13 protein-coding genes and 2 pseudogenes are annotated in these 18,901 nt (G+C 66.1%); 6 read left to right on the top strand and 9 right to left on the bottom strand.

What is annotated here, in order from left to right:
• Positions 1-251: 251 nt before the first annotated feature.
• Both QX124_RS21145 and QX124_RS21140 read right to left on the bottom strand, forming a co-directional pair.
• A pseudogene (locus tag QX124_RS21145) lies at positions 252-596 on the bottom strand (ABC transporter ATP-binding protein); the annotation flags it as partial.
• Positions 594-733: pseudogene (locus QX124_RS21140) on the bottom strand (FtsX-like permease family protein); the annotation flags it as partial. The pseudogenes QX124_RS21140 and QX124_RS21145, both read right to left, overlap by 3 nt.
• A 128-nt stretch (positions 734-861) precedes the next feature.
• On the opposite strand from QX124_RS21140, the gene mgtA reads away from it, so the two are divergent.
• From mgtA to QX124_RS21120, 4 genes are all read left to right on the top strand, one after another.
• Entirely contained in the window at positions 862-3,420 is a 2,559-nt protein-coding gene (gene mgtA / locus QX124_RS21135) for a magnesium-translocating P-type ATPase (protein ID WP_315798167.1), read from the top strand.
• Between the two features lie 144 nt (positions 3,421-3,564).
• The gene (locus QX124_RS21130; protein ID WP_315798166.1) at positions 3,565-4,494 is read left to right on the top strand and encodes a DMT family transporter; all 930 of its coding nucleotides are present in this window, start codon (positions 3,565-3,567) and stop codon (positions 4,492-4,494) included.
• Positions 4,495-4,624: 130 nt separating this feature from the next.
• Positions 4,625-5,569: a DMT family transporter gene (locus tag QX124_RS21125; protein WP_315798165.1), complete on the top strand. Its 945-nt coding sequence runs from the start codon at positions 4,625-4,627 to the stop codon at positions 5,567-5,569.
• Between the two features lie 120 nt (positions 5,570-5,689).
• Complete coding sequence (locus tag QX124_RS21120; RefSeq protein WP_315798164.1) at positions 5,690-7,045, top strand: esterase-like activity of phytase family protein; 1,356 nt, start codon at positions 5,690-5,692, stop codon at positions 7,043-7,045.
• 73 nt (positions 7,046-7,118) lie between these two features.
• Here QX124_RS21120 and QX124_RS21115 read toward each other — a convergent pair whose 3' ends face one another.
• The 6 genes from QX124_RS21115 to QX124_RS21090 form a co-directional block, all read right to left on the bottom strand.
• Positions 7,119-8,804, bottom strand: coding sequence for a methyl-accepting chemotaxis protein (locus tag QX124_RS21115; RefSeq protein WP_315733915.1), 1,686 nt, complete (start codon positions 8,802-8,804; stop codon positions 7,119-7,121).
• Between the two features lie 117 nt (positions 8,805-8,921).
• A complete protein-coding gene (ftsH, locus tag QX124_RS21110) occupies positions 8,922-10,778 on the bottom strand; it encodes an ATP-dependent zinc metalloprotease FtsH (protein ID WP_315798163.1) in 1,857 nt (618 codons plus the stop codon).
• Between the two features lie 134 nt (positions 10,779-10,912).
• On the bottom strand, positions 10,913-12,580 hold the full coding sequence (locus QX124_RS21105; protein ID WP_315798236.1) for a mucoidy inhibitor MuiA family protein: 1,668 nt from the start codon (positions 12,578-12,580) through the stop codon (positions 10,913-10,915).
• Between the two features lie 433 nt (positions 12,581-13,013).
• Complete coding sequence (serA, locus tag QX124_RS21100) at positions 13,014-14,603, bottom strand: phosphoglycerate dehydrogenase (RefSeq protein WP_315733917.1); 1,590 nt, start codon at positions 14,601-14,603, stop codon at positions 13,014-13,016.
• A 273-nt stretch (positions 14,604-14,876) separates the two neighbouring features.
• Positions 14,877-16,049, bottom strand: coding sequence for a phosphoserine transaminase (locus QX124_RS21095; protein WP_315798162.1), 1,173 nt, complete (start codon positions 16,047-16,049; stop codon positions 14,877-14,879).
• A gap of 144 nt (positions 16,050-16,193) precedes the next feature.
• Positions 16,194-16,484: a hypothetical protein gene (locus QX124_RS21090; protein ID WP_315733919.1), complete on the bottom strand. Its 291-nt coding sequence runs from the start codon at positions 16,482-16,484 to the stop codon at positions 16,194-16,196.
• A gap of 106 nt (positions 16,485-16,590) precedes the next feature.
• On the opposite strand from QX124_RS21090, the gene QX124_RS21085 reads away from it, so the two are divergent.
• Both QX124_RS21085 and QX124_RS21080 read left to right on the top strand, forming a co-directional pair.
• On the top strand, positions 16,591-17,577 hold the full coding sequence (locus QX124_RS21085) for an aldo/keto reductase (RefSeq protein ID WP_315798161.1): 987 nt from the start codon (positions 16,591-16,593) through the stop codon (positions 17,575-17,577).
• Positions 17,574-18,425: an amidohydrolase family protein gene (locus tag QX124_RS21080; RefSeq protein WP_315798160.1), complete on the top strand. Its 852-nt coding sequence runs from the start codon at positions 17,574-17,576 to the stop codon at positions 18,423-18,425. Before QX124_RS21085 ends, QX124_RS21080 begins: the two co-directional genes overlap by 4 nt.
• Before the next feature lie 5 nt (positions 18,426-18,430).
• Here QX124_RS21080 and QX124_RS21075 read toward each other — a convergent pair whose 3' ends face one another.
• Positions 18,431-18,886: a GNAT family N-acetyltransferase gene (locus tag QX124_RS21075; RefSeq protein ID WP_315798159.1), complete on the bottom strand. Its 456-nt coding sequence runs from the start codon at positions 18,884-18,886 to the stop codon at positions 18,431-18,433.
• Between the last annotated feature and the right edge of the window lie 15 nt (positions 18,887-18,901).

The following is an 18,901-nucleotide window of genomic DNA, read 5'->3' as shown; positions in this document are numbered from 1 at the left end:
CCCAAATCGCGGCCGGGACCGCTCGCTTGCGAGGCGACCCACCGGATAAAGGAAGCCGCCGGGCTAGGCAAGCGAGAACGGGCCTTCGGAGCACACAAGAGCGCCACCAAGCCTTTGATAAGCCCCAAAATTTCATGCCGCCCCGGCTGCGGATCGGGCGACCCGGCCGTACGCTTCTGGCGGCGCATCGACCCGGGCGGTTCCATTGAGCACCCGAACGGCGGCGAATCTACGATCGAAGCGGCGCGCTCTCAGCTCTGGATGCGGCCGTCGACAACCTCGATGATGCGATCGCAGCGCCGGGCCAGATCAAGGTTGTGGGTGACGAGCAGGAAGCTCGTGCCGACCTCCCGATTGACCTCGCGCATCAGGCCAAAGACCGCCTCGGCCGACTTGGTGTCGAGGTTGCCGGTCGGCTCGTCCGCCAGCACCAGATCGGGGTTCATCGCCAGCGCCCGCGCCACCGCGACGCGCTGCTGCTGGCCGCCCGACATGTTGCTCGCGAGATGGTCGGCGAATTTCGCCAGCCCGACCTGGTCGAGCAGCTCCGACGCCTGCGCCTCGATCTCGGGGCCGGGGAAGCCGCGATCGACCAGCGAGCCGACGAAGCCGAGCAGTCCGCCTGCAGCAGAAACACACGCAAAATCTGTCCGCGCGAGCTGCCCATCGCACGCAGGATCCCGATCTCCTTGGAGCGCTGGATCACCGAGACGATCAGCACGGCGGCGATGCGGCGCATTGCGGCAACCGAGGCCATCACGGCAGCGGGATGTTGCGCTAGGTCAACCGCCGCCCGGAGAGCTTCATGCAAATCAACCATGATGACCACGACTATTCATCCACCAACTTGGACAGGCCCGCGTGAGCACTGAGACGACCTCCGGCCCGCACCAATTTTGGCGCCTGTCGCCCGCACAGGCGGGCGCGACGCTCGGCTGCGACCTGAACGGTCTCGGCGCGGCCGACGCCGAGCAGCGGCTGCAACGCTACGGCCACAACGCCGATGCGCCCTCGCACGTCGTGGGTCCATTGCGCGCCGTGCTCCGCCGCCTACTCGAGCCGCTGTCGCTGATCCTGCTGGTGGCGGGCATCATCTCGATGGTGACGGGAGACGTGATCGGCGGCGCCATCATCGTTCTCATCCTGACGCTGTCGATCGGCCTCGACACGGTTCAGGAGGGACATGCCGTCAAGGCGGCCGAGGAGCTCCGCCGCTCCGTCGCCTTGAAGGCCGAGGTCAAGCGGGATGGCGCCTATCGCCAGATCGACGTCGAGGCGGTCGTTCCCGGAGACATCCTGCGCGTACGCGCGGGCGACATCGTTCCTGCCGATGCGCTGGTCATCGAAAGCAAGGCGTTCACCGCCGGCGAGGCGGCGCTCACGGGAGAGCCCTATCCCGTGACGAAACAGGCCGGCATTCCGGCCGTTGAGAACGACACGTCGAATGCGCTGTTCCGCGGCTCGGTGGCGCAGACCGGCGAGGCCGTCGCCATCGTCGTCAACACTGGACCGAACACGATGTTCGGCGCGGCCGCCGCGGCGCTCGCCGAGGGGCAGGCGCGCACGCCGTTCGAGCGCGACCTGCATGAATTCGGCCTCGTCATCGCGCGGCTTACGCTGGCCCTGGTCGTGATCGTGCTCACGGTTCGCGTCGTATTCGGACGCGATGTGCTCGACTCGCTGTTGTTCTCGGTCGCGCTCGCGGTCGGATTGACGCCCGAGCTGCTGCCGATGATCACGACGGTGACACTGTCGCGCGGCGCACTGCGCATGGCCAAGCGCAAGGTGATCGTGAAGCGGCTTGCGGCGATTCATGATCTCGGCGCGATGTCGGTGCTGTGCACCGACAAGACGGGAACACTGACATCCGCGGAGATCACGCTCGCCCGCAGCGTCGCGCCCGACGGCACCGACCATCCGCGAGCTGCGGAGCTCGGCGCGATCGCGGCCGCACTCGGCGGTGATCGCGGCTCGCTCGATTGCGCGCTCGTCGCAGGCGCCAATCATGCGGCCGAGGGATGGTCCTTGGGCGGCCAGCAGACCTTCGACTTCTCGCGCCGGCTCGGCTCGGTGCTGGCGATCCGCGGCCAGGATCGGATCCTGATCGTGAAGGGCGCGCCTGAGGCGGTGATCGAGTTGTGCACGCAGCAGCGGCATGGCGGCACGTTCGCGCCGCTCGACGACAACGGCCGCACCGAGATGTACGAGCGCGTTCACGCGCTCGCACGCGAGGGCTTGCGCACGGTCGCGATCGCGTCACGGCCGTGGAACGGCGCGCCGCGCGAGATCGAAACCGACGACGAGCAGGAACTGATCTTCGAAGGGCTGTGCGCGTTCGCCGATCCGCCCAAGCCGACCGCGGCGGCAGCGATCGCGCAGCTTGCCCGCGCCGGCATCGCGCTGAAGATCCTCTCCGGCGACGATCCCGTCGTGGTCAAGCGGCTGGCCGGCCTGGTCGGGCTGAAGGCGGATCGCGTGCTGTCCGGCAGCGACATCGCCGAGCTCAGCGACGACGCGCTCGCGGTGCAGGTGCACTCGGCCGATGCGTTCGGCCGTCTCGCGCCCGATCAGAAATCGCGCATCGTCAAGGCGCTGCAGGCCTCCGGCGAGATCGTTGGCTTCCTCGGGGACGGCATCAACGATGCGCCGGCGCTGAAGGCGGCCGACATCGGCCTGTCCGTCGAAGGCGCCACCGGCGTCGCCCAATCGGCCGCCGACATCATCCTGCTCGCCTCTGATCTCGACGTCGTCGCCAACGGCGTCGAAGAAGGCCGACGCACCTTCGCCAACATCCTGAAGTATGTCCGAATGGGCGCGAGCTCGAATGTCGGCAACATGCTGTCGATGGCCGCCGCATCGATGGTGCTGCCGTTCCTGCCGATGCTGCCGACGCAGATCCTGCTCAACAATCTGCTCTACGATCTCTCCGAGCTCGGCATTCCGTTCGACCGCGTGAGCCGGCAGGCGACCGCGCGGCCGCAGCGCTGGGATATGAAGCGGCTCATGCGCTTTGCCGCGATCATGGGGCCCCTGTCGTCCCTGTTCGACTTTCTCACCTTCGGCGCGCTGCTGTATTTGTTCCATGCGACGCCCGATGAGTTCCGCACCGCATGGTTCCTCGAATCGATGGCAACCCAGATTCTCGTCATCTTCATCATCCGGACCAATGGGCGGCCATGGAGCAACCGGGCGGATCCGATGCTGACGGCTTCGTCGCTCACTGCGCTCGCCGTCGCACTGGTCGTGCCCTTCACACCGGCCGGCGCATGGTTCGGCTTCGTTGCACCGCCCCTCGCCGTCTTGGCTGCCATCGCCGCCCTCGTCGTCGCCTATCTGGTCAGTGCGGAGGGCCTCAAATCGCTCGCGGTGCGATCCGGACCGCGGAGACCGCACCGGGGACACGCTCGTGCGCGATCTTGACGACGACCATAGCTGCATGGTCGCGATGCATCTGCCCTCTTGATAGGCAGCTGCAATTGGTGTCTGTCGAAAGCGCCGGGAGGAACGGCGGCCGGACATCCCGGCCGCGCGCCGCGGCGCATCGAACCAGGCCAACACCGCCGCATGTCCGCCGCCGATCCCACCGCGTCCGCCGCGCCCACGCGCGCCTGGATCGCCAACCAGCCCTATGTGCTGCTCAGCATCACGGCGCTGTGCTGGGCCGGCAACTCGATCGTCGGGCGGCTTGCCGCCGGCCACATCCCGCCGGTGACATTGTCGTTCCTGCGCTGGTCGCTCGCCTTCCTGCTGATCCTGCCGCTCGCCTGGAAACAGCTGCGCCAGGACTGGCCCGCGATCCGGTCGCGGCTCGGCATCATGATCGCGTTGTCCGTGACGGGCATCGGCGCCTTCAACACGCTGCAATACTGGTCGCTCGAATATACGCAGGCACTCAACACCCTGCTGCTGCAGTCGGCTGGTCCGCTGATCGTGGCAATTTGGTCGATGCTGCTGTTGCGCGTGCACCTGACCCTGGCGCAGGCCATCGGCATCGTGCTGTCGCTCGTGGGCGTGCTGCTCATCCTGACGCGCGGTCACCCCACCGCGCTGGCCGACATCAGCTTCAACAGAGGGGATCTGATCTTCCTGCTCGCGATGGCGGTGTTCGGCTTCTACTCGGTGCTGACGATCAAGCGGCCGCAGATCCACGGCCTGTCGATGGTCGCCTTCACCTTCGGTTGCGGCGCAGCCAGCCTCATTCCGCTGCTGATCTGGGAACTCAACGCGCGACCGGTCATGGCGCTCGACGCGCAGAACCTGTTGTCGCTGCTCTACGTCGCCATCTTTCCTTCGACGATCGCCTATCTCTGCTTCAATCGCGGCGTGCTCCTGATCGGCGCCAATCGCGCCGCGCCATTCTTTCACGTGGTCCCGGTGTTCGGCTCGATCATGGCCTTCGTGTTCCTCGGCGAGCAGCCGGAGGTCTTCCACGTGATCGGCTTCGCGCTGGTGCTCGCCGGCGTGTTCGTGGCGTCGCGCAAGCAGGCGACCTGATATCCACGTCCTGCGCGCGCCCCCGCGGCCCTTTGCTATCCGATGCATGGCACCAATCCGCTGCGCCGGCTTGCGAGGGGATACGATTCAGCCCAGATTGCCTCGTCTCTCCAAGCACGCTTGGCTGCCTTTGCCTGCCCAACACCGTCATCCGCTCTCCTGGCTGAACAACCAGCCCTATCTGCTGCTCACGCTGGCCTCGCTGTTCTGGGCCGGCAACATCGTGCTCGCGCGCTATGTGGCCGGTCATGTCCCGCCGCTGACCTTGTCCTGCATCCGCTGGGTCGGAACGTTCCTGATGCTGTGGCCTTTCGCCCGCGCGCATCTCGCCCGCGACTGGCGAACATTGCGCGCGCATTGGCCGCTGATCCTGCTGTTGTCGCTGACGGGCTTTGCCATCAACAACGCGCTGTCCTATTGGGCGATGCAATATACCCAGGCGCTGAACGGTCTCCTGATCCAATCCTCGACGCCGCTGTTCGTCGCGCTGTGGTCGCTGGCCTTGTTCGGTGTGCGCCTGACCATCGCCCAATTCGCCGGCATTGCGATGTCGCTGATCGGCGTGCTGGTGATCCTGCTGCGCGGCGATCTCGGTGCGCTCGCCGGCATCCAATTCAACCGCGGTGACCTGATGTTTGCGGGCGCGCTGATGGTATTCGGGCTCTACTCGGCCGCCATGACGCGACGGCCGGCGGTGCACCAGCTGTCGCTGATCTCAGCCTGCACGGCGGCCGGCGCCGTGCTGCTGCTGCCGTTCGCGGCTTGGGAATACGCGTCGGGCTTCGTGCTCAAGCCCGATCTGCTGTCGGTCCTGACGCTCGGCTACGTGGTCGTGTTTGCGTCGACACTGGCCTACCTGTTCTTCAATCGCGGCATCAGCCTGATCGGACCGAACCGCGCCGCGCCGTTCCTCCATCTGGTGCCATTGTTCGGCTCGGTGCTCGCGATCCTGCTCCTCGGCGAGGAGCTCAGGCTGTTCCACCTTGCGGGCTACGCGCTGGTCATTGCCGGAGTGATCATCGCGTCGCGGGTCCCGATCCGGCCTCCCGGCACGGGTGACCGGCTCAAGGTGTGAGCGTGCGGCAAGACGCCTCATGAAGACCGGGGAGCATCATCCGGCTGTCATCGAAATGTCAGCGGCGCGTCAGGCCTCCTGTTCAGAACGGCGCGTGTTCAAGCTCCCAGGAGGCTTTTCATGCATCGATATCTTCTTACCACCGTGGCCGCGATGGTCCTCAGCGCCGGCTCCGCATTCGCCCAGGGCGAAGGCGAATTCCCGGCGACGCTCTCCGGCCATGCCGTGATGCCGGCCGAGTCCTTCGTCGAGGCGCCGGCCGATGCCCCGAACGATCTCAAGACCTCCGGCAAATACACCACCGGCAAGCGCATCGACGCGATCGGCAGCGTGATGGGCAAGTCCTATGAGCGTCCGACCGGGGTGTCGCTCCCGTTCAAGGGACAACCTCTCCAGGGCCACTCCGGCATCAAGAAGATGGCCGACGGCACGTTCTGGGTCCTCACCGACAACGGCATGGGCTCGCGCTACAACTCGCCCGACTCGATGCTCTATCTGAACCACCACAAGATCGACTGGACCAGCGGCAAGGTCGAGCGGCTCGAGACGATCTTCCTGCATGATCCCGACAGGAAGGTTCCCTTCCGCATCGTCCATGAGGACACCGCCAAGCGCTATTTGACCGGTGCTGATTTCGATACCGAGGGCTTCCAGATCATCGGCGACAATCTCTGGATCGGCGACGAGTTCGGTCCCTACGTCATCAAGGCGGACAGGACCGGCAAGGTGCTGGCCGTGTTCGACACGGTCGCCGACGGCAAGCCGGTGCGCTCGCCCGACCATTGGGCGGTGCAATCGCCGGGCGCGCCAGGCGCGACCTATGCGAACGTCAACCTGCGGCGCTCGAAGGGCTACGAAGGCTTCGCGTCCTCGGTCGACGGCAAGTTCATCTACGGCCTGCTCGAAGGCCCGCTGTGGGACGCCGAGAAGAAGGATTGGGAGAAGGTCGACGGCAAGGAAGCCTCGCGCATCCTCGAATTCGACGTCGCGGCGGAGCGGTTCACCGGCCGGTTTTGGCAGTACGTGTTCGAGCAGAACGGCAACGCGATCGGCGACTTCAACATGATCGATCCGACCCAGGGTCTGATCATCGAGCGCGACAATGGCGAGGGCACCAGCGACAAGGCCTGCCCGCAGGGCACGCGCGGCGACAACTGCTTTCCCGATCTCGCCAAGTTCAAGCGCGTCTACAAGATCGAACTCTCCGACGCCAACGTCGGCAAGCCGCTCCGCAAGATCGCCTCTATCGACCTGATGAAGATCAAGGATCCGGACAACAAGGCGCGCAAGCCGCTCAACGACGGCGTGCTCGCCTTCCCGTTCTTCACGATCGAGAATGTCGACCGCGTCGACGACACCCACATCATCGTCGGCAACGACAACAACCTGCCGTTCTCGTCCAGCCGGGATCCCAACAAGGCCGACGACAACGAGTTCGTGCTGCTGGAGGTCGGCGACTTCCTCAAAGCCAAGTGACGGCTGGCACGCCTACGACTTGACGGCCGCCGTTGATCCGAGAGCCCCGGATCAACGGCGCGCCCTGACCTGATCAGGCCGTTCGCACCTTCGCCATGAAGCCATCGACGGCCTGCTGCAGCAGGCCCGACTGGCTGTCGAGCTCGCGCGCGCTCGACAGCACTTCGGAGGCAGCCATGCCGGTCGCTTCCGCCGCCTTGGTGACGCCGCCGATATGGGCGCTGATCTCGTTGGAGCCTGCAGCGACGGACTGGATGTTGCGGGCGATCTCGCGCGTCGCGTCGCCCTGCTGCGCGATCGAGGTCGAGATCGAATTGGTGATCTCGCTCATCTGCGCGATGGTCTGGGTGATGCCGCTGATGGCGGTGACCGCATCCTGGGTCGAGGTCTGCATCGCCGCGACCTGTGCCGAAATCTCCTCGGTCGCCTTCGCCGTCTGGTTGGCGAGCGCCTTCACCTCCGAGGCGACGACGGCAAAGCCCTTGCCGGACTCGCCGGCGCGCGCGGCTTCGATGGTGGCGTTCAGCGCCAGCAGGTTGGTCTGCGCCGCGATCGAGTGGATCAGCTTGACGACCTCGCCGATCTTCTCGGCGCCGGTCGACAGCACCTGAACGGTCGCATTGGTGCGCTCCGCATCGCCCACGGCTTTGCTCGCAATCTCGCTGGAACGGGCGACCTGGCGCGAAATCTCATTGACCGAGCTCGACAGCTCTTCGGCCGCGGCCGCGACCGTGCCGACATTGTCATTGGCGCTCTGGGTGGCGGCGCTGACGGTCGAGGCGCGCGAGCTGGCATCGCTCGCGGTCGAGGTCATCGATTGCGCGGTGTGCTGCATGCTCTCGGCCGCCGACGCCACCGAGCGGACGATGCCGTTGACGCTGCGCTCGAAGTCGGCGGCGAGGTTCTGCATGGCCGCGGTCCGCTCGGCGGCCGCGCGCTGCTGGGTGGCGGCCTCGGCCTGCTCGAGCTCGCGCATCCGCAGCGCGTTGTCCTTGAAGATCTGGACGGTGGCGGCCATCCCGCCGATCTCGTCGCCGCGGCCGACACCGGGAATCTCGCCATCGAGCCGGCCATCTGCGATCTCGCGCATGCGGATGCCGAGACGATCGAGCGGCACGCTGATGCTGCGGCTGATCAGCCAGGCGATCCCGCCGGCGATGACCGCGATGCCCGCGCAGGCCATCCAGATCAGCCATTTCAGGGGCTTCATCTTCGCATCGAGATCGTCGACGTAGACGCCGGTGCCCACGAACGTATTCCAGCCGGGAATCATCACCGCATAGGAGATCTTGCGGGTCGGCTGCTCCTGACCGGGACGCAGATATTCGTAGTGCAAGGTGACTTCGCCGTTCTTGGCAACGCCGTCGCGCAGCTCGACGACGAGCTTGCGGCCGTTGAGCTCGAAATCGATCACATTCGAGCCACGCTGCTTCGGATCCTGGGACAACACCACGTTGCCGTCCATCGTGTAGGCGAACAGATAACCCATGCCCTTGTCGAAGGTCATCGTTCTCGCGCGATTGACGAACTCGTCGAGCGCGGCCTCCTTCGTCAGCTTGCCGGCTTCGACCTCCTTGATGAGGCCCATGGCCATGTTACGCGCGGTCTCGACGATCGCCCGGCACTGTTCGATGCGGGCGTCGACCATCTCCTTTTGCATCAGAGTGCCGGCAAACGTACCGGCCGCGGCAAGGCCCAGCATCGCCACGCCGACGACGATGGCGAGCTTGGGGGCAATCTTCAGGTTATTCAGCAGCACGTAACGAACTCCGCCCGGTCCCCGATCGACGACCTCGATCTGTCAAGGTGAGCTGCTGGTCAACTGATCAGGCGATGGTTAGATTTCGGTTGCGAACATCCCCCGTAGAAACCCGGATCAGCTCGAGACAACGGCATCCCGGACCGGGACCGCAGCGGAGGCCGGCCGCAACGGCGCAAACTCCTCGGCGGTCAGCGTCTCCTTGGCGATCAGGAGCGTGACGCCGCGCTCGAGGTCCGGGCGATGGCTTTCGAGGATCGCGCGAGCGCGGGTGCCGCCGTCTGCGATCAGATCCCGCACGGCGAGATCGATCTCGCGGCCGGTCTCCTCCGCCGCCGACACGATCTGATCCTGTGGCTGCAGGAACGAGACCTGTGGACGCGGCGCGTATGTGCGCTGCCCGACGGTCGCATCCATCCCGTATTTGGTGACCATCTCGATCGCGATCTCGGTCGCACGCTGCAGATCGTCGGCGGCACCGGTCGAGACGTCGCCGTCGAAGATCAACTGCTCGGAAGCCCGTCCGCCCATCAGCACGGCGATGCGGTTCTTCAATTCGCTGACCGCGAGCAGGAAGCGATCTTCTGTCGGGCGCTGCATCGTGTAGCCGAGCGCGCCGACGCCGCGCGGAATGATCGAGACCTTCTGCACCGGATCGACGCCGACGAGATTGGCTGCGACCAGCGCGTGCCCCATCTCGTGATAGGCGACGCGGCGGCGCTCGGCGGGACTGAGCACGCGGCTCTTCTTCTCGATGCCGGCGACGATGCGCTCGATCGCCATCGTGAAATCGTCGAACGTCACCTCGTGGCCCTTGCGGCGCGTCGCCGCGATCGCAGCCTCGTTGATCAGGTTGGCGAGGTCGGCGCCGGTGAAGCCGGTCGTCAGGGCCGCGACCTTGTCGAGATCGACGCTGTCGGCGACCGTGATCTTGCGGACATGCACCTTGAGAATGGCAAGCCGCCCGCCCCTGTCGGGACGGTCGACCAGCACCTGGCGATCGAAGCGGCCAGCGCGCATGAGTGCGGGATCGAGGATCTCCGGCCGGTTGGTCGCGGCGAGCAGGATGACGCCGGAGCTTGGGTCGAAGCCGTCGAGCTCCGCCAGCAATTGATTGAGCGTCTGCTCCTTCTCGTCGTAGCCGCCAAACTGGCCGCCGCCGCTTCGGCTGCGCCCGAGGGCATCGAGCTCGTCGATGAAGATGATGCAGGGCGCGGCCTTGCGCGCCTGCTCGAACAGGTCGCGCACCCGCGCGGCGCCGACGCCGACGAACATCTCGACGAATTCGGATCCGGAGATGGAGAAGAACGCCACACCCGCTTCGCCCGCGACGGCACGCGCTAGCAGGGTCTTGCCGGTGCCGGGCGGGCCGACCAGCAGGATGCCCTTGGGCACGTGTGCGCCGAGCCGGCCATAGCTCTTCGGATCCTTCAGGAACTGCACGACCTCCTGCAGCTCGAACTTGGCCTCGTCGACGCCAGCGACATCGGCGAAGGTCACCTTGGTGTCGGTCTCGACATAGACCTTGGCGCGCGACTTGCCGATCGACATCAGGCCGCCGAAGCCCTGGCGGTCCATCACCTTGCGGCCGAGGAACACCCAGATCAGATAGAACATCAGCGCCGGCACGACCCAGGACAGCAGCGCCTGAATCAGCCCGCCCGAGGGTACGCCGGTCACCGTCACGCCCTTCGCGGCAAGCTTCGCCGCCAACGGCGGATCGACACGCGTGGTGATGAACGAGGTCTTGCCGTCCGGCTGCTTGTCCTTGAACTTGCCCTGGATCGTGTCCTGGCCAACCGCCACTTCGGTGATCTTGCCCTGCTCGATCAGCTGCTCGAACTGGCTATAGGGAATGGTTTCGACCGTGTTGTAGGTCGTCAGCAGCCATTGCAGCAGCAGCATGCCGACGCCGGCGAGGAAGATGTAGCCGACGGCGACGGCCTGCTTGCGGGTGTTCGGGTCGGATTCCATGGCGGCGCTCTCGGTCGAGTTCGATCACGGCCGGACAGGACGTGATCGAACGGGTTCCCACGCGCATAACAGGAGCGGGACCGGGCGGCTTGTCATGGATCAAACGGCGCCGGCCCGTGGCCTCACGCCCCGCTTCAACCCGACGGCTGCATCACGATCGACTTGTCCTTCGGCCAGCGCACCCGCCAGGCGAAGGCGATATCCTTGGCCTCGCCCGGTTTGGCGTCGATGACCCATTCGACGACGCCGCGGCGATCGCGCACGTTCGTCGACGTCGCCGGCGTGGTCGCGGGCAGCATCTCGACCACGATCTCCTCGTTCTCGCTGACCGGCAGCTGATCCTGGATCGCGACCTTCAGCGGGAAGTCGTGAGCGTTGCGGACTGTCGTCTTGAAGGTGCGCTCGTCGATCTTCGCCGTCGTCACGATCAGGCCGGCCGAGCCTTCGTTGCGCTTGACCACACTGCGCTCGACCTTGACCTTGTCGTCGGCCCCGAAGCCGACATGAACGACCTCGTCCTTGCCGGCCGACGCCAGTCTGCTGGTGCCGACGAACATGCCGTCGCGATAGATCGAGACCTTGCCCGGCAGCAGCGGTGCCTCCTCGTTCTGGGGGAAGCTCGCTTCGAGATAGGCGGTGGGATCGATGACGGGCGCCGAACGGATCGTCAGTTCGGGCGTGATCGTCGCGGTGGAAATACGCAGGCTCTTCGCGCCATCATTGGCACCGACGCTGACGCGTCCGGGGAGGTGGAAGACGGTCTGAAAGGCGCTGATCTCCGCAACCGTCTGCTGCTCGACGGCCTTGTCCGCGACATCTCCGAACGTCGTCCCTCCGCCAAAGCGAAACTCCTGTCGGCTCTCCATGAGTCCTCGCGCGGCGCTGACGGCGGCCGGCTTCGGCGCTGGCTGTGGCGGCGGCGGATATTGCGCGATGATCGTCCTGAGCTCGGGCGCGCTGCCGCCGCGTCCGGTCCGCACCGTCGAAACCGTCAGCGCGACCTCGGACCAGTCCTCCCCGGTGGCCTGCTGGATCTCGGCGCGTCGCACCAGTTCGAGAGCCGGTTTGCGGTCCTTCGCCGACGTGTCGAGACGCGCGTCGTAGAGCGGCACCCAGCGGGCATTGCGCACCGCGTAGGTCACGCGCAAGGTCGCCTTGGTCGCAGCTGCAGCCGACAATTCGATCCGCACCTCCAGCTTGCTCGGGGGCTTCGTCGTAAGATTGTCCTGCAGGCGCGCGATCTCGCGATCGATCTCGCGCTGCTTGCGCTCGGCATCACGGATCGCCGCGTCGGCCTGTCCAACCTCGTCGGCAACGGCGGCGAACGCGGCACGCCATTCTGTGATCGGACGCGCCTCGCCCTTCTCGCCGAGCCCGGCCGGTGACGCCTCGGCAAAACGCTCGGCAAACTTTTTGCGCGCCAGGGCCGCGGCGATCGTGCCATCGAGATTGGCGCGCTCGTCCTTCAGCGCTTCGATGCGCTTGTCAATATCGGGCAGGTTGACCGGCGGCGCCGCACGCGGCGGCTTGGCGTCGACGGTGCCGATCACGAGCTTGGCGCCGGCCTCGCCTTCCACACGAAGCGAGGACGCATCGAGTCCGAGCGGGAAGTCCTTGGCAATCGCCGTCGTGTCGCCGGCGGGAAGGTCGAGCGAGATGACCCGGGTCACGGTCGCGCCGTCGGGATACACGGTGACAGCATCGACGGTGGACGTCGTGTCGAGGCTTGCCGCATGGCCCGGCGCCGCCGCCAGCGAGGCACCGAGAACGAGAGTTGTCGTAACCAGCCACGTCGTTCGCATTGCCATCGATCTCTCCGTATCCCAGCGCCCCTGAGAACCGGATGAGCCGGTCCCTTGCGGGGCGTTAGACGCCACGAGAGGTCCGCGGGTTCAAATCGTGCGACCGCAAAGCTTGCCGTTGAAATTCCGCCGAGCACAGACGAGCACAGAAAAAGGCAGCACGGCCACGGTGCCGTGCTGCCCCTTTCCGGTCGGTCAATTTGGCCCAGCGCGTGAAGAGTTGAGGTCTGGTTGCGAACCGCGAAGGATGTGCGCTCCCTCTCCCGCTTGCGGGGGAGTGCTGGGGTGGGGGTGTCTCCTCAATTGAGGCTGCCCGAGTGGAGGGAGCCCCCACCCGGCGCTTCGCGCCGACCTCCCCCGCAAGCGAGAGAGGTGAACTGAGCCAGCGGCTAAGTCGATTCAACCAAGAAGCACCGCGCGCTCTAGCGCGTCATCAGAACGCCAGCGCCTTGGCCTGCTTGACCTGCGGCAATGCCTGGATCTTGCCGAGCAGCTCGGCCGGCACCGCACCGTCGACCTCGACCAGCGCGATCGCGTCGCTGCCCGGCGCCACGCGGCCGAGATGGAAGGTCGCGATGTTGATCTTGGCGTCGCCCAGGAGGCTTGCGAACTTGCCGATGAAGCCCGGCTTGTCCTCGTTGGTGACGTAGATCATCGACTTGCCGAACTCGGCGTCGACACGGATGCCCTTGATGTCGACGAGACGCGGCTTGCCGTCGGCGTAGACCGTGCCCGACACCGCGCGCTCCTGGTGCTCGGTGGTGACGGCGACCGTGATCAGGCTCTCATAGTCGCTCTCGCCGGCGCGCAGCACCTCGTCGACGATCATGCCGCGCTCCTTGGCGATCACCGGTGCCGACACGACGTTGACCTCGCCCAGCATCGGCCGCAGCAGCCCGGCCAGCACCGCCGAGGTCAGCGCCCGGGTCTTCATCTCGGCGACGTGGCCTTCATAGGTGATCTGGATCTTGGTGATGCTGCTTTCGGTGAGCTGGCCCGCGAACGAGCCGAGCTTCTCGGCGAGCGCGATGAACGGCTTCAGCTTGGGCGCTTCTTCCGCGGTGATCGACGGGAAGTTGATCGCGTTCGAGATCGCGCCGGTGAGCAGGTAGTCCGACATCTGCTCTGCGATCTGCAGCGCGACGTTCTCCTGCGCTTCCGTGGTCGAAGCGCCGAGATGCGGCGTGCAGATCACATTGGCATGACCGAACAGCGGATTGCTGGTCGCCGGCTCCTCGGCGAACACGTCGAGCGCCGCACCCGCGACATGCTTGCTGTCGAGGGCCTCGAGCAGCGCCTGCTCGTCGATCAGGCCGCCGCGCGCGCAATTGATGATGCGCACGCCCTGCTTCATCTTGGCGATCGCCGCGGCATCGATGATGTTGCGGGTCTTGTCGGTCAGCGGCGTGTGCAGCGTGATGAAGTCGGCGCGCTTCAGCAGCTCCTCGAGCTCGACCTTCTCGACACCGAGATCGAGCGCGCGCTCCTCGGTGAGGAACGGATCGAACCCGATCACCTTCATGCGCAGGCCCTGCGCACGGTCGCAGACGATCGAGCCGATATTGCCGCAGCCGATCACGCCCAGCGTCTTGCCGGTGATCTCGACGCCCATGAAGCGGTTCTTCTCCCACTTGCCGGCTTGCGTCGAGGCATCAGCCTGCGGGATCTCGCGCGCCAGCGACAGCATCATCGTGATCGCGTGCTCGGCGGTCGTGATCGAATTGCCGAACGGCGTGTTCATCACGATGATGCCCTTGGCGGTCGCCGCGGGAATCTCGACATTGTCGACGCCGATGCCGGCGCGGCCGATCACCTTGAGCCGCTTGGCGCGCTCGATGATCTTGGCCGTGGCCTTGGTCGCGGAGCGGATCGCAAGGCCGTCATAGTCGCCGATGATGTCAGCGAGTTTGTCCTTGTCCTTGCCGAGATTGGGCTGGAAGTCGACCTCGATGCCGCGATCCTTGAAGATCTGCACGGCCGCCGGCGACAGCGCATCGGAAATGAGAACTTTGGGTTTGGACATGACGATGTTCCTTCACGCCTCTCGCGAGAGAGGGACAGCGCATCGGCGCCGGAATGGGTGGAAGCAATCGAATCGTAGGGTGGGCAAAGCGCAGCGTGCCCACCGTCTTTCGCGTCGGTTGACGTTGATGGTGGGCACGGCGCTGCGCCTTTGCCCACCCTACGCGTCTTGAATTTCGTCATTGCGAGGAGCGCAGCGACGAAGCAATCCAGACTTTCTTCGTGGCCCTGGATTGCTTCGCTGCGCTCGCAATGACGGCACGACGAGCGTGGGTCAGGCCGCCTTGGGCAGCGCGGCCTTGGCTTGAGTGAATGCCCAGTCGATCCACTGCGTCAGCAGAGCGACGTCGCTGGCTTCCACCGTGGCGCCGCACCAGATGCGCAGGCCGGCCGGCGCATCGCGGTAGTGCGCGAAGTCGAAGCCGGCGTTCTCCTTCTCGACCAGCGACACCAGCTTCTTCGCGAACTCCGCCTGGGCATCGGCCGACAGCGATGTGATCGCGGGATCGACGACCTTGAGGCACACTGAGGTGTTGGAGCGGATGGCGGGATCCTTGGCGAGAAAATCGATCCACGGCGTCCGCGCCTTCCAGTCGGCCAGGACCTTGGTGTTGGCGTCGGCGCGGGCGATCAGCGCCTTGAGGCCGCCGATCGACTTGCCCCAGTTGAGCGCGTCCAGATAGTCCTCGACGCACAGCATCGATGGCGTGTTGATGGTCTCGCCCTCGAAAATGCCGGCGTTGAGCTTGCCGCCCTTGGTGAGGCGGAAGATCTTCGGCAGCGGCCAGGCCGGTTTGTAGGTCTCGAGACGCTCCACCGCGCGCGGCGAGAGGATGAGCATGCCATGCGCGGCCTCGCCGCCAAGCGCCTTCTGCCAGGAGAAGGTGACGACGTCGAGCTTCGGCCAGTCGAGCGGCTGCGCGAATGCGGCCGAGGTGGCGTCGCAGATCGTCAGGCCTTCACGGCTCGCGCTGATCCAGTCGGCATTCGGGACACGCACGCCCGACGTGGTGCCGTTCCAGGTGAAGACCACGTCGCTTGCCGGATCGACTTTCGACAGATCGGGGATCTCGCCATAACCGGCGTGCAGCTTGGTGACGTCCTTGAGCTTGAGCTCCTTGACGATGTCGCTGACCCAGCCTTCGCCGAAGGATTCCCAGGCGATCGTGGTGACGGGCCGCGCACCGAGCAGCGACCATAGCGCCATCTCGACCGCGCCGGTGTCGGATGCGGGCACGATGCCGATCTTGTAGTCGGCTGGCACTTCGAGAACGTCGCGCGTCAGCTCGATGGCCTGCTTGAGCTTGGCCTTGCCGATCTTCGCGCGATGCGAACGGCCGAGGGGAGCGTCCTTGAGATTTTCGGAGGTCCATCCGGGGCGCTTGGCGCAGGGGCCGGAGGAGAAATGCGGCACGGCAGGCCGCTGCGAGGGCTTCGCTGCAGTCATCGTCTATCCTTCCAGATAGTAAGCCTCCCGTTGGGGGGAGGTGTCCCGCCGGCGTGAATACGGGAAGGGTCGTTCCGCGTCAAGGAACTTCGCGCCCTCTTGTCGGCGTTCACGCAGTCGTGCTGGCATGCAAGCGAATGCAATTCATTCCGGTGCGGCACCGACCGGTGCCTGACCAGCCGGCGGACGATGCAGGAAGGTCATCGAGGCATAGGCGCCGATCCAGGAGCCGACCGCCGCAAACGCGACGTAGATCCAGTTCTCGGTGTAGCTGATCACGGCGAAGGACGAGAGCATGTACCAGATCGAGCTCCAGGTCGCCGCTGACACTCGTCGCTTGGCAACGACCGCCGAAGTGAACATGACGTAGACCGCGTCGGTCGCTGCAGTCGCCAGGACGACACCGAAGGCCGTGAGTGGATTGATCGCCGACATCGTCCCCTCCTCCTCGTTGTGCTGCACCAAGCGACGTCATTGTCTCGCCAAACGCATCCATGCACAATGACGCGATCTGTACGCGCCAAACAACAAGGACAGAACAATGGAACGCGTCCGCCTCGGGAGGAGCCCGCTCGACATCACCCGCCTCGGCCTCGGCACGGCGCCGCTCGGCGGCCTGTTCGAGCCGGTCAGCGATGGCGATGCCGAAGCCACGATCGCTGCGGCGTGGGCGCGCGGGGTGCGCTTCTACGACACCGCGCCGCTCTACGGCTTCGGCCTCGCCGAGCAGAGGCTCGGTGCGTTTCTGCGCCGGCAGCCGCGCGACAGCTACGTGATCTCGACCAAGGTCGGACGGCTGCTGCGGCCGGACCCGACGGCGTCGGGCGAAGATACGCACTATAAGGGCACGCCGCCGCTGCGGCCGCAGTTCGACTATTCCTACGACGGCGTGATGCGTTCGGTCGAGGAGAGCCTGGTTCGGCTCGGCCTGGATCGCGTCGACATCCTGCTCGTGCATGATCCCGACGACCACTATGACGAAGCCGTGGCTGGCGCCTTCCGTGCCCTGCAGCGGCTGCGCGACGACGGCAGCATCAAGGCGATCGGCGCCGGCATGAACCAGTCGGAGATGCTGGCGCGCTTCGCCGAGGCCGTTCCGGTCGACTGCTTCCTCCTGGCCGGCCGCTACACGCTGCTCGACCAGGGCGCGCTGACGGCGCTGTTTCCGATCTGCCGCGCGAAGAACATCGCCATCATTCTCGGCGGGATCTACAACAGCGGCATCCTGGCCAATCCTTACGGGCCGGCGAAGTTCAACTACGAAGATGCCGATGCCGCCTTGGTGGCCCGCGCGCGCCAGCTCGACGCCCTGTGCAAGCAACACGGCACCGAGCTCAAGGCCGCCGCGATCCAGTTCTGTCTCGCCCATCCCGCCGTCACCGTCGGCCTGCAGGGCGCGCGCAATGCGCAGGAGGCGGCCGACAACATCGCGTTGGCGCAGGCGCGAATCCCCGACACGTTCTGGCGCGACCTGCGCGCCAGCAATCTGATCGATGCGCGCGCACCGCTGCCGGGAGAGGCGCCATGAGCCGCGCCATCGATGCGCATCAGCATTTCTGGGATCCCGGCCGCGCCGACTATCCGTGGATGGCCGGCGACGCGCTGGCGCCGATCCGCCGTCCGTATGGTCCCGCCGACCTCGCCCCGCTGCTCGCCGAAAATGGCCTCGACGCCAGCATCCTGGTGCAGACCCGGTCGTCGCTCGACGAGACCGAGGAATTCCTGCGCGTCGCGCACGCGACGCCGTTCGTTGCCGGTGTCGTCGGCTGGGTCGACCTGAGCGATCCATCGGTAGGGTCGACGATCCACAGGCTGCGCGGCCTGCCCGGCGGCGACAAGCTGGTCGGCATCCGCCACCAGGTCCATGACGAGGCCGATCCGGCGTGGATCTATCGCGGCGATGTCAGGCGCGGCCTCGACATCGTGTTCGCGCACGACCTGACCTACGATCTGCTGGTGCGCACGCGCGAGCTGCCGGCGGCGATCGCGACCGTGCGCGCGTTTCCAAGAGCACGCTTCGTGCTGGACCACGCCGCCAAGCCGCCGATCGTAACCGGGTTCGATCAGGACTGGGCCGATCGCATCGCCGAGCTCGGGGCCTGCGGCAATGTCTGGTGCAAGGTGTCGGGGCTGGCGACGGAAGCCGTCTGGACCGACTGGGATGCCGAGCGGCTGTTTCCCTATGTCGCGCACGTCGCACGCTGCTTCGGCGCCGACAGGCTGATCTTCGGCTCGGACTGGCCGGTGTGCCTGCTCGCCGGCAGCTATGGCGAAATCAAGCAGGCGCTCCAGCACTGCCTGGCCCGGCTCGGTGCCGAGGTCCGCGACATGGCCTTCGGCCCCAACGCCGTCGCAGCCTACCGCCTGCCGCTCTGATTAGATCAGAATCGCATCACCATGCCGAAATGGCTCTTGGCGAAGCCGAGCCGCTCATAGAAGCGCTGTGCGTCGGTGCGGCTCTGATGCGTCATGAGCTCGACCAGATTGCAGCGCCGGCTGCGGGCCTCGGCAATCGCCCATTGCAGCAGCTGCTCGCCGATGCCCCGGCTGCGGCGGTCGGTTGCGACCCGAACGTCCTCGACCAGCGCCCGTGATGCGCCTTGCGAGCTGAGCCCGGGCAGGATGCAGAGTTGCAGGCAGCCGACCACCCTGTCCGCCTCCACGGCGACGACCAGGGTGATATTCGCGTCCCGCACGATCGCCTCGAATGCGTCGTAGTAGGACTGCGGCAACGGCTGCTCGACACGCTCCCGCGCCCGGCCGAGATGATCGTCGGCGAGCATGGCGACAATGGCGCCGACGTCGTCGCGTTGCGCGGGTCGAATGCTGATGGACATGAGCTTTCAGGACAG

Source organism: Bradyrhizobium sp. SZCCHNRI3043 (genome assembly GCF_032377735.1).
GTDB lineage: Bacteria > Pseudomonadota > Alphaproteobacteria > Rhizobiales > Xanthobacteraceae > Bradyrhizobium.
Note: the sequence above shows the minus strand (reverse complement) of the source record. Positions and strands in the feature narration are given on the sequence as shown.